General features: G+C 41.9%; 9 protein-coding genes and 1 riboswitch. Of the genes, 2 read left to right on the top strand and 7 right to left on the bottom strand.

Annotation, left to right across the window (positions count from 1 at the left end; genetic code table 11):
- Positions 1-27: 27 nt before the first annotated feature.
- The 7 genes from B2727_RS11310 to B2727_RS11280 all read right to left on the bottom strand — a co-directional run bounded on the left by B2727_RS11310 (position 28) and on the right by B2727_RS11280 (position 9,990).
- A complete protein-coding gene (locus tag B2727_RS11310) occupies positions 28-1,059 on the bottom strand; it encodes an ABC transporter substrate-binding protein (RefSeq protein WP_033132980.1) in 1,032 nt (343 codons plus the stop codon).
- 82 nt (positions 1,060-1,141) lie between these two features.
- Positions 1,142-1,579 carry a CopG family ribbon-helix-helix protein gene (locus tag B2727_RS11305; protein ID WP_004654007.1) on the bottom strand — a complete coding sequence of 146 codons (438 nt, stop codon included), beginning with the start codon at positions 1,577-1,579 and terminating at the stop codon, positions 1,142-1,144.
- A 299-nt stretch (positions 1,580-1,878) separates the two neighbouring features.
- The gene (uca, locus tag B2727_RS11300) at positions 1,879-5,484 is read right to left on the bottom strand and encodes an urea carboxylase (protein ID WP_033132981.1); all 3,606 of its coding nucleotides are present in this window, start codon (positions 5,482-5,484) and stop codon (positions 1,879-1,881) included.
- Positions 5,485-5,493: 9 nt separating this feature from the next.
- Positions 5,494-6,138, bottom strand: a complete 645-nt coding sequence (locus B2727_RS11295; protein ID WP_033132982.1) for an urea amidolyase associated protein UAAP2 — start codon at positions 6,136-6,138, stop codon at positions 5,494-5,496.
- Positions 6,139-6,154: 16 nt separating this feature from the next.
- The gene (locus B2727_RS11290; protein WP_033132983.1) at positions 6,155-6,892 is read right to left on the bottom strand and encodes an urea amidolyase associated protein UAAP1; all 738 of its coding nucleotides are present in this window, start codon (positions 6,890-6,892) and stop codon (positions 6,155-6,157) included.
- A gap of 46 nt (positions 6,893-6,938) precedes the next feature.
- A riboswitch (guanidine-I (ykkC/yxkD leader) is annotated at positions 6,939-7,040 on the bottom strand.
- 205 nt (positions 7,041-7,245) lie between these two features.
- A complete protein-coding gene (gene glyA, locus B2727_RS11285) occupies positions 7,246-8,499 on the bottom strand; it encodes a serine hydroxymethyltransferase (RefSeq protein ID WP_033132984.1) in 1,254 nt (417 codons plus the stop codon).
- A gap of 243 nt (positions 8,500-8,742) precedes the next feature.
- Positions 8,743-9,990 (bottom strand): alpha/beta hydrolase, encoded by a 1,248-nt coding sequence (locus tag B2727_RS11280; RefSeq protein WP_033132985.1) that lies wholly within the window; start codon positions 9,988-9,990, stop codon positions 8,743-8,745.
- A gap of 242 nt (positions 9,991-10,232) precedes the next feature.
- Between B2727_RS11280 and B2727_RS11275 the strand changes: the two genes are divergently transcribed.
- Both B2727_RS11275 and B2727_RS11270 read left to right on the top strand, forming a co-directional pair.
- Positions 10,233-10,916: a 3'-5' exonuclease gene (locus B2727_RS11275; RefSeq protein ID WP_033132986.1), complete on the top strand. Its 684-nt coding sequence runs from the start codon at positions 10,233-10,235 to the stop codon at positions 10,914-10,916.
- Positions 10,917-11,064: 148 nt separating this feature from the next.
- Positions 11,065-11,652 (top strand): hypothetical protein, encoded by a 588-nt coding sequence (locus tag B2727_RS11270; RefSeq protein WP_033132987.1) that lies wholly within the window; start codon positions 11,065-11,067, stop codon positions 11,650-11,652.
- Positions 11,653-11,686: the final 34 nt, after the last annotated feature.

Below are 11,686 nucleotides of genomic sequence, written 5' to 3'. Positions count from 1 at the left end.
AGAACGATTTTTTATACTAGAAAATATCTATTTCAACTCATCCACCAACGCTGGATAGATCAAGCCATCTACATCCACTTCAGTTTTATAAATCCCATTACTGACATTGAATTGATTGACGTGATAGGTCGAACCATAAATCGAATCAAAGCCTGTTCCCTTCTGGAACACTTTCTTATTCGCAGCAATATCCAGTAAATGCGTCCCCTTAATAAACTGCTCATATTGTTGAGGATCAACACCAACACGGTTGGCCATGATTTTTACCGCATCTGCATGGGTGGCAGGGTCTTGGATGTATTTCACCGTTTTATCCCACACTTGAATCAGCTTTTTCCAATCCTCTTTATGCGCAGATAAATGACTTGGATTTACCGCCAAGGTATCGTAGATCAAGCCTGGTTTATCTTTGGAACTATAAATAATCTTGGAACCCGCCACCGCTTTTAGGGCTTGATTGGCAACAGGTTGCCAAACTGCAATTGCAGCAACATCCTGACTGCCAAACACTTGAGGAAGTTCATTGGTTACCGAATTGACCAGTTTAATATCTGAGAATGGAATCTTGGCATCCGTTAAAGCGGTCGATAATAATAGGTGATCGACCAAGCCCTTTTCTGTAGCTATGGATTTGCCTTTTAAATCTTGAATGCTATTGATGCCATTCTTGGCAATAATCACATCATTACCCGCAGAATAATCTGTGACCATAATAATCATGCCCTTGCTTCCGCCCGAGGCATTCACCAAATTATCTCCATTGGTAATAAACACCGCATCCAGTTGATTGGCAGCAAAGGCAGAAATTGAGGCTGAATAATCAAACCATTTAAAGTCAACATTTAAGCCTGCGTCTTTGAGCCAACCTTTTTCAATCGCCACTTGCCAAGCCACCCAACCAGGCCAATCACTATAACCAATCGTCATTGGTGTCGTCGACATTGAGTCTTTGGCCTCGGTTGCTTTCTCCGCTGTTGGCACCTTGGCCGAATTATCACACGCTGTAAGGCTCAGTCCCAACAGCACTGAAACGGATAAAGTTGCTATTGCTTGCTTCATAATCACCCCATATCTTTTTTGAAATTTTGCCCAGAGAACATGTGAATCCCACGTTTTGCGACAATACCAATGCCGACGCTTCCTATTCATTTTGCTGTAAGGGTGGCATCACGGCATCCATGAGTTCCAGATGCCCTTTAATGACTCCTTTTAAGGCCGTAAATTGTTGACTAATTTGTTTAAGGTCATTACTGCCACCTTGTAATAGCATCACTTCCAATATTTTTTGTTGATCCAGTTGAATATGTAATGAACTGATCACCTGTTCTAAAAATTTCTGTTGTAAATCTAATAGCTGCATACGCAACGGCATACAACTGGCGTCATAGAGCAAGGTCAGCGTGCCAACCATGACTGCATTTTGCTGTGCCTGCTCAGCAATGAGATGCTTGTTGATCATGTCGACAATTGCCTGAGAGCGACTTTCATAATGCTCTTCGACAATAGTTTGATCTAAGGCCTCAACCGTTTTTTCAGGGACGGTAATACTGATTCGGGTTAGTTTAGGACGAGCATTCATAATGAAGACTACTGTTTAGGAAGCTGGGTTTGCTTTACATACAGACCTGCACGGACGCTCAGTAAATTGGCAAAACAGCGCGCTGCAACTTTGAAATACTGAATTAGGATTGATTGCGTTTTCATAACCACCTCAGCCTTAGTAATACCAAATTTATAATTCGTAATATTTAATGCAGTATCTATGCCAGTTTTTTAGCCAAATAAAGTAGAAAAAAACGTGTGCATTGCTGAATAAATGCACATAAAAAAAGCCCTATGTTTCATCATAGGGCCTTTTCTGCATCATGAATTTAATCGCTATACGGCAGGTGCAAGCGTGAATAATGCCTGTCCTGTTTTTACCGTTTGTGCTTTATCAATCAAGATACTGTCAACTTTCATTTTTGCAGGCGCCAGGATTGGGATTTCAATTTTCATTGCTTCAATTACCGCCAAGGTTTCACCTTCTTCGATAATATCCCCCACGGTACATTCAATTTTCCAGACTGAGCCTGGCATATGTGACTCCACGATCATGCCACCACTCGGAACAATTATTTCTGAATCATCCAGTACTACATCCATGTTTTCGGAAACATATTCAGCCAAGCCTGCTTCGTGCCAGCGACGGCGTTCTTCTTCAAAATTACTTTGTTGAACCTGTTTAAAAGCCTGAATACTGCTTTCATTGTCTTTTAGAAAAGCATTGTAGTCTTTGAGATTCAGCACCCCCTCTTCAATCCGTAATTGCAAACGTCCTGCTTTAAAGTCTTCACGCATTTCCAACAGCTCAGATTCGGACACTTCATAGAAACGGATCTGGTCAAAGAATCTAAGCAACCACGGCTTGTGCGGTTCAAAATTCGGATTTTGACGATAACGGCTCCACACCTGTGTGGTACGTCCAACAAACTGATAGCCACCTGGCCCTTCCATGCCATAAACACACATATAGGCGCCGCCAATTCCGACCGCATTTTCAGGCGTCCATGTTCGAGCAGGATTATATTTGGTGGTGACTAAACGATGTCTCGGGTCTAGCGGTGTGGCAACAGGTGCACCCAGATAGACATCTCCCAAACCCATCACTAAATAAGCCGTGTCATAGACCACATCTTTTACTGCTTGCTTAGATGCAAGACCGTTAATACGGCGAATGAACTCGATATTATCTGGGCACCACGGTGCATCTGGACGAACCAATTGGGTATATTTTTCGGTTGCAAGCTGCGTTTGTGAATCTTCCCAAGCTAACGGCAAATACACAGTTCTAGACGGTACCTGCATATTTTCAATATCAGGTAATTCACTTTCAGCGACCTGTAACAAGCGGAGTAAATCCAGTTGCTCTAAGACTGTCGAATCAAAATGAATTTGTAATGAACGAATGCCCGGCGTCAGATCAATGATGCCCTGAATATTTTGTTGCTGTACCCATTGCATCAGGGCATGAATACGGAAACGTAAATTAAGATCCAAGACCAGTTCACCATATTCCACCAGCAGATATTGGTTACCTGCAGGGCGATAGCTCACTTTGGGTTTATCAGCGCCCTGATCCAAAGTCGCCAACACCGCATTTTTTAAAGTAACAGGCTCAGCTTTGAATACAGGTGAAAAATTAACCTGCGATATCGTTTCATCCTGTAAAGCCGATTGATAGCGTTGTTCTAGCTGTTGCGCCTGTGTATAGCTGACAGGAATAAATCTGACTTTATCGCCTACTTTCAGTTGCCCCAACTTCCACAACTCTGAGTTAATCACCACCGCAGGACAAACGAAACCGCCTAAACTCGGACCATCTGGCCCTAAAATAATCGGCATATCTCCAGTGAAATCAATTGCACCAATCGCATAGGCATTGTCATGGATATTCGACGGATGTAGACCAGCCTCACCTCCATCAATCCGTGCCCATTTAGGCTTCGGTCCAATCAAGCGAATACCAGTACGACTCGAATTAAAATGAATCTCCCAGTCTTGATCAAAAAACATGGCAACATCATTTGGCGTAAAGAAATCAGGTGCACCATGCGGGCCATACATGACCGCAATTTCCCATTCAGTTTTAAAACTAGGGATTTGTTCAGGCTTTAATACAACTGTTTGCTCGGTTTTCGCCTCAGTGATTGGCAACATATCACCAATCAATAAGTTACGCCCTGCATGACCACCAAATTGCCCTAAGGTAAATGTGGCTAAACTGCCTAAATAAGCAGGCAGATTAAATCCATGTTTAATCCCAATATAACTGCGACAACCTGTACTGATACGACCACATTTTAACACCTGCCCTTTACGCACATTGATCGTTGACCACATCGCAACCGGTTGGCCATCCAAACTGACTTCCATCTCGCCGCCTGTAATGGCAATCTGAGTGTCACAATGAAATTTTAAAGTCGGTCCAAGCAAGGTACATTCTAGTCCCGAACTGTTAAATGTATTGCCCAACAATTGATTGGCAACATTCAGACTCAATGCATCCATTGCGCCTGAAGGCGGAACACCGACGTCCCAATAGCCCAAGCGACCTGTTACATCTTGCACTGCAGTTTGAATCCCTGCCTGTAACACCTCTATTTTTTGGGTTTTCCATTCAAAATGATTCAAGAAACGCGTGGTCTGTATGCCTTGCTGAAACACCTCTCCTGCAATGATTTCCTGTAAGTATTCGAGATTGGTTTCAATCCCTGCAATTTCCGTATTGCTTAGGCTATTTTGCATGGCAGCAATCGCCTGCTCGCGATCTGTCGCCGTGACAATAATTTTTGCAATCATCGGGTCATAGAATGAAGAAACATTTGAGCCTGTTTCCACCCAGGTTTCCACCCGTGATTGAGGGTCAAATTTGACACTGGTCAATAAGCCTGCGCTAGGTTGAAAGTTCTTAATCGGATCTTCGGCATATAAACGCACTTGAATCGAATGACCTTTGGGTGGCGCAATCTGTTGCGGTGCTTGCCAATCCCCACTGGCCAAATTCACCATCCATTCAACCAGATCAACGTCATAAACCTGTTCCGTCACCCCATGTTCCACTTGCAAACGTGTATTCACTTCTAAAAAGTAGAACTGTTGTGTATCGGTATCCATCACAAATTCCACCGTACCCGCGGAACGATATTGCACCGACTGCATCAATTGAATCGCAACTTTTTGAATATAAGTACGTTGCTCATCATTCAAATGCGGTGCAGGTGTTTCCTCAATCACCTTTTGATTACGGCGTTGTACGGAACAATCACGCTCACCAAGTGCAATGACATGACCCTGACCATCACCGAAAATTTGTACCTCAATATGACGCGCATTTTCGACAAACTTTTCCAGATACAGCCCTGCATCTTTAAAATTGGCTTGTGCCAGATAAGAAACAGTTTGATAGGCTTCTTTTAATTCCTGCGCATTCCATACCAAACGCATCCCGATACCGCCACCGCCTGCGGTGCTTTTCAGCATCACGGGATAGCCAATCTGATCGGCCTGAAACACGGCATCAGCCAAGTCGATAAGCAACTGACTGCCTGGGAGTAAGGGTACATTGTTTTGAATTGCCAATTCACGTGCAGTATGTTTTAGACCAAAATCACGCATTTGCTGTGAAGTCGGACCAATAAATTCGATACCTTGTTGCTCGCACAAATCACAAAATGCGGCATTTTCCGATAAAAAACCATAACCAGGATGAATCGCTTCGGCCCCAGTATGCTGTGCTGCAGCCAGAATTTTTTCAATATTAAGATAGCTTTGCTGTGCAGCTGAATCACCAATAAAAATCGCTTCATCAGCTAAACTGACGTGTAAGGAATCCCGATCCGCTTCGGAATAAACCGCAACAGATTGAATCCCAAGTTTCTTTAAACTACGAATGACACGACAGGCAATCGCACCACGATTGGCAATGAGTACTTTTTTAAACATTATGTCACCTCACGTGTCACGTATAACAAGTTGAATTTTGGTCGGGTTATAGGCATTACAAGGATTATTCAATTGCGGACAATTCGAAATCAGAATGATCAGATCCATTTCCGCTTTGATCTCGACATATTTACCCGGTGCAGACACCCCATCTTCAAACTTTAAGTGGCCTTCAGCGGTCACAGGTACATTCATAAAAAAGTTAATATTGGGTCCAATATGACGGACATTGAGCTGATGCTTTTTGGCAATTGGGTGCTGTGCCAAGGCGTACATAAAATTATTACGGCAACTGTGCATCGGATATTTATCGTGTGCATAACGTACCGTATTGCTTTCACATGAACACGCGCCGCCTAAGGTGTCATGTCTGCCGCAATTGTCATCGACAATGCTGGCAATAGGACGGGCAAAATTACTAAATAAGGTTGTGCCTTTTTCCAGATAAAGCTGCTGATTTTGCGCCAAAGTATCTGTTGCGCTATAACGCTCTTCGGCATTGTTGGCACTGATAAATAAGGTATCAACGGCTTGGTTGCCTTCCAGATCAATAATGCGGAAGTACTGACCTTGTTTAACCTCCCCCATCCACGCTTCGCCTGCAAGGCAAATCTCATCTAAAACAATCTGTTCAATTTTTGCAGATGCTGTCATTTTCTCGCTCCCCACCTTAATTCGACAATGCGTAATAGCGTGTGTTATTGGCAAAACCACGCTGATTTTGCGTGCATGAATCCCGACAAACGTCCTGTTCAGTTAAGGTATTGGCTTTGAATAGGCGAAGTTGGATATCGGAGGGCTGATAAGGTGTGGATGAGTCGAGTGGATGCGGTGCCGCAGAAAGAAACACCAAACAATCCATTTCAAAACGCAGTTCAATCTTTTGATTTTGATTATCGTCTGTGATGTAGCTTAATCGACCATGATCATCAGGCTGGACTTTTGAAAATAAATTTACCGTCGCACTCAAATCCGCTTGGCCTAGACCAAACTTGGTCAATTCCACCAATAAACTATCTAGACCATTTTGATGCATGTCATTACGCGCATCCTGAAAGTTTTTCTGACCAAAATGTTGTGCAATATGCTGTGCCGTACTCGGACCACAAAACACATCATTCCAGCCATGTTGATCTTGAACAATGGAGGCCATCACACGACCCAGATCAGAATACAGAACATGCCCTGTCGAGAGAAAAGCCGTATGTTGTGCTTTCAAACTATCCGGCATATTAAAGCGCTCCAACTTGTCATCGGCATTGACACAGAACAAAGACACATTGGCACGATGTTCCAGTGCTTCAAACTGCAAAACTGCGCCACGTTGAATGCGATCAGACCAGTGATGCCCACCCGGTAGTGTTTCTTCCCACAGTATTTTATTGTCGTGATAGAACGATTGATTCATAACAAACCTCTTGCGGATGCTTAACCTCGTTATGGCGATATGCCTGTCCTCCCGGGCTTTTATCCCTCCGTGTAGTTCTATCGAACCGTTATCTCTCGGACCAGTCATGTCTCCCTACGGACACATCGGAACCCTAGACAACTTTATCTGTATTGTATGAAGCAAAAGACATGCCAGTTTGGTAATACGATTTTCCATATTCGTAATACTAAAATGATCATTTTTAGATTATTCTAGGTGCGCTTTTAAAAAGAAAGCACCAATTTGATGCTGTGAAATTGGAATGATTGATACTTTTAGGTTTTCTTTATCCATAAAAAAAGCGCCTTACGGCGCTTTTTTAGATATACAAATTAGTTTGCATATACTGGGAATTTTGCACAAACAGCTTCAACTTTAGCTTTTACGTCAGCGATAACTTTCTCGTCACCTTTGCTGTCGATCACGTCAGCGATCCAAGCTGCAAGTTCACGTACTTCAGCTTCGCCAAAACCACGAGTCGTCACTGCTGGCGTACCAATACGGATACCAGAAGTCACGAACGGAGAACGCGGGTCATTTGGAACTGCGTTTTTGTTTACGGTAATGTGAGCATCACCTAACCAAGCATCAACTTCTTTACCCGTTACGTCTTGTTTAATCAAAGACAATAAGAATAAATGGTTTTCTGTGCCACCAGAAACAACATCAAAACCACGTGAAATTAATACTTCAGCCATTGCTTGCGCGTTTTTCACAACTTGTTGTTGGTAAGTTTTAAACTCATCAGACATTGCTTCTTTGAAGCAGATTGCTTTAGCGGCAATCGCATGCATCAAAGGACCACCTTGGTTGCCTGGGAATACAGCAGATTGAAGTTTCTTTTCGATTTCTTCATTTGCTTTCGCAAGGATTAAACCAGAACGTGGACCACGAAGTGTTTTATGCGTCGTTGTTGTAGTAACGTCTGCAATTTGAACTGGGTTAGGATAAACACCAGCAGCAACTAAACCTGCAACATGCGCCATATCAACAAAAAGGTATGCACCTACTTTGTCTGCGATGTCACGGAAACGCTGCCAATCAACGATTTGACTATATGCAGAGAAACCAGCAACGATCATGCGTGGCTTATGTTCCAACGCTAGACGTTCTACTTCTTCATAATCAATTTCGCCAGTTTCAGTATTTAAACCATACTGAACCGCGTTATAGGTTTTACCAGAGAAGCTTACTTTAGCACCGTGAGTCAAGTGACCACCGTGAGCCAAGCTCATACCAAGAACGGTATCACCTGGGTTAAGAAGCGCGAGGTAAACCGCAGAGTTTGCTTGTGAACCCGCATGTGGTTGAACGTTTGCATAGTCTGCACCAAACAACTCTTTAGCGCGATCAATCGCAAGTTGTTCAATCACATCCACATATTCACAACCGCCGTAGTAGCGTTTGCCAGGATAGCCTTCTGCATATTTATTCGTAAGTTTTGATCCCTGTGCTTCCATTACAGCTGGTGAGCAATAGTTTTCAGATGCGATTAACTCAATATGCGCTTCTTGGCGTACGCCTTCAGAAGCAATCGCTTGAGCTAATTCTGGATCAAATTCAGCAATAGAAATATTGGCAAACATTAGCGGAGGGTCCTATATATTAGGGCTTTTAAGCCGTGCTAAAGATTGGTGCATATTGTAGCACGAAGTTTATGGTTTCACAGATTGATATTTATTTAATTATTCGTGAATTTTATTCATTCCTAGCAGTGGTTTTGATAAGCCAAAATCAACAAGCTATTTTTTATACATTTTTATATATTAGAGGCTAAAATTGAAAAAGCCCAATCTTCTCAAAAGGGAAAATCGGGCTCCTCTGGTCTCTTAATTATTGGCAGGCATTTTCGTTTTTACATCATCCACAATATTCACAATATTCGCCTCATAGGCAGTACTATGGTCCCACTCTGCATTGGTAATATATTGGATTTTTGATCCTTTATTTTGAGCAGTTGTGACCAACACATCCGTTACAGCTTTAGGAACAGTTGTATCTTTGTCGCCCTGATAAATAGTGACAGGTTGATTCAACTTCACTTGAGCTGGCTGGGAATCTGTATCCAAGAATGTTTTTATCACAGGAATACCCATAAAGTTAGTTTGAGTTCGCGGGTAACCATCTAGACTATTATTATGGCTTGCAGCATAAATCCCCATACTTTGGACAAAAGCCTGCCCTAAACTTTTGTCGCCACTAGCGCATAAGCTTTCAGCTTTACTTGCCACATCATCTGTAGGAACTTTAAATACATCTCGATAAGTTAAAGCAGGCGCACTATTTCTAAGCCCAGCTGTGATCAATGCAGTATATGTATCTAACTGTGCGTACATCGCAATTTTTTGCGCTAAAGGTGCATTCTCAACTGACGCATTACCATTGACTAAAATCGCAGCTAAATTTGAGGCAGGTGCAACAGCAATTGTCCCTTTATAGTCAAGCTTAGCACGACTTTGATATTGTGCTGCACCTAATGCGGCTTGCCCACCTTGAGAGTGCCCAACGGTCATCCATTGACGTGAAAGCAGTTTACCTTGCCCTGCTAAATAATAGCGTGCAGCAACCACCGCATCGGTAATTGAATATGCCTCACTTTTAACATTCAAGAAAGGATGAAGTTCGCGACCACTTGGCTCTCCTAAACCCTCATAGTCAGGTGCAACCACCACATAACCTGCTGCCAGAAATTGGCTAATCATATCTTTAATAGCAGGATTAGTCGCATTACGACTCGGTGCACATTGATCTGCAACCCCTGTTGTACCATGCGCCCAAGCAACAATTTTCCAGCCACCTGCTGGCGTTGGTCCACCAGGGACAAACAATAAACTGGTTGCCATGGTCTCTTTACCATTTTGTCCTAGCATTTTATACGTCATGACCGAACTTTCAGCAGCCACAGCGCTAAAATCTGTTTTGGTATAAGCGACAGGAATACCCACCACAGGATTTTTAATATTATTTTCTGGAATTTCTGGCTTCGGTACAAACGAAATATTGTCGTCATCATCATTACAAGCTGTAAGCAACACACTTGAGCTCAGCAGTGCAACCGTTAATAATTTCATGTTCATGTCATGTTTCCCTGATTATTATCGTTTTCATTTTAGTGCTTAGTATTTCTTTTACTAAGGCAATTACTTCCATAAGGATGCGCTTAATATCAAATTGTTCAAGTATTTTTTTATTTTGCTGTTTATTTATTCAAACTCTTTTTGATAACTAGAAAATTAAATCGCATCCCCTTCATTCAGCACTGCTGACTATGAATTTCTTGTAAGATATTCGCACACTCAACTCAAGCTAGGTTAGTTTTATGCAAGCAATCATCTTAGATACTGAAACACATACACTGAATGGTTTGCCGATTGAAATTGCCTATGCCCCGATTGAAATTGAAAATGGCAAACTCAGTCTCGATAAAAAACAAATTTTTGATCAGCTTTATCAAGTTGGCCAGCCCATTTCATTTGCTGCGATGGCGGTACATCATATTTTAGAATCTGATCTCGTAGACCAACCTTTTTATAATGAATTTCAACTTCCTGCTCAAACAACTTATATCATTGGTCACAACGTTGATTATGATATTGCAGCTATTGCACGTTGTGGCGTTGATACCTCAAAATTAAAACCAATTTGTACCTTGGCCTTAGCTCGTCGCGTATGGGAAGATGCAGAGGCACATAACATTTCCGCCTTGATTTATTTGATCTCAAAAGGCAGTGATAAAGCACGGGAAATGTTGAAAGGTGCACATCGAGCTGATGCAGACATTATCTTAACCGCCAACATTCTGATGCATATTATTCATCAGCTTAACATTCAAAATATTGAACAACTTTATCTTGCTTCTGAAGACGCCCGTATTCCTAAAAGCATTACCTTTGGTAAACATAAAGGCACTGCCATTCAAGACCTCCCTGCTGATTACATTCAATGGTTAATACGTCAGGATGATCTTGACCCATATTTGCGCAAAGCATTAGAAACTAAATGAGTGAAATAAAGGATAAAGTTCTCAATTTTTATCTTATTTGCCAGTTACTTTAAACAAGACAATGATATTTAATAAATTGTTAACATTATTGTCATTTTTTAACCTTATCTTAATCTCCGTCTAGATCTTGATTTGGGGAGATTAAGAGATGTCACATTTTTTTAAAACAGAGCTTGGGCAAACTGCACTACAAGAACGTAGTATTGCATTGACTGCACGTCAACGTCGTCTACTACTTTTAATTGATCATGAAGATTTTAAAGAACTGGATCAAGACTATAAGGAAAGGATTGCACCGACTGAACTGGTTCAACAACTGATTGATATGGGCCTACTGGCTGAACAAACAACACCTATTGTTCAAAAAGAAAATGTAGCGTCAGAATTAAAAGTTAATGATCTCAAAACACCATCAGAGCCCGTTACAACACAAGAAACAATCGCAATCGCACCAAAACCGATTGAAGTTGAACTAAAACCTGAAATCGAACCTGAAATTCTTGAGTTAGAAAAATTACCTTTTGTTGAAATCCAGCAAGTCATGATTCAAACACTCACGACCTATTGTGGTTTGATGGCGCGTCCATTGATACAAAAAATTCAGTCGATTAGTTCTTTACAACAACTGAAGGCCTGCCAAATGCAATGGATTACGTCCTTGCAAGAATCACGCATTCCACCGGCTCAACTGAATCAAACGTTAAAGTTGATCAATTATTCAGTGCAACATTTATAGAGAAGTGAAAAGAAAGAATTTGAGCCAATCGCAA

Source organism: Acinetobacter sp. UBA991 (assembly GCF_002292065.1).
GTDB lineage: Bacteria > Pseudomonadota > Gammaproteobacteria > Pseudomonadales > Moraxellaceae > Acinetobacter > Acinetobacter higginsii.
Note: the sequence above shows the minus strand (reverse complement) of the source record. Positions and strands in the feature narration are given on the sequence as shown.

Excerpts from the sequence above, each read along its gene's own strand:
- B2727_RS11310 (WP_033132980.1), bottom strand. The coding sequence starts at position 1,059 with ATGAAGCAAGCAATAGCAACTTTATCCGTTTCAGTGCTGTTGGGACTG.
- B2727_RS11305 (WP_004654007.1), bottom strand. The coding sequence starts at position 1,579 with ATGAATGCTCGTCCTAAACTAACCCGAATCAGTATTACCGTCCCTGAA.
- uca (WP_033132981.1), bottom strand. The coding sequence starts at position 5,484 with ATGTTTAAAAAAGTACTCATTGCCAATCGTGGTGCGATTGCCTGTCGT.
- B2727_RS11295 (WP_033132982.1), bottom strand. The coding sequence starts at position 6,138 with ATGACAGCATCTGCAAAAATTGAACAGATTGTTTTAGATGAGATTTGC.
- B2727_RS11290 (WP_033132983.1), bottom strand. The coding sequence starts at position 6,892 with ATGAATCAATCGTTCTATCACGACAATAAAATACTGTGGGAAGAAACA.
- glyA (WP_033132984.1), bottom strand. The coding sequence starts at position 8,499 with ATGTTTGCCAATATTTCTATTGCTGAATTTGATCCAGAATTAGCTCAA.
- B2727_RS11280 (WP_033132985.1), bottom strand. The coding sequence starts at position 9,990 with ATGAACATGAAATTATTAACGGTTGCACTGCTGAGCTCAAGTGTGTTG.
- B2727_RS11275 (WP_033132986.1), top strand. The coding sequence starts at position 10,233 with ATGCAAGCAATCATCTTAGATACTGAAACACATACACTGAATGGTTTG.
- B2727_RS11270 (WP_033132987.1), top strand. The coding sequence starts at position 11,065 with ATGTCACATTTTTTTAAAACAGAGCTTGGGCAAACTGCACTACAAGAA.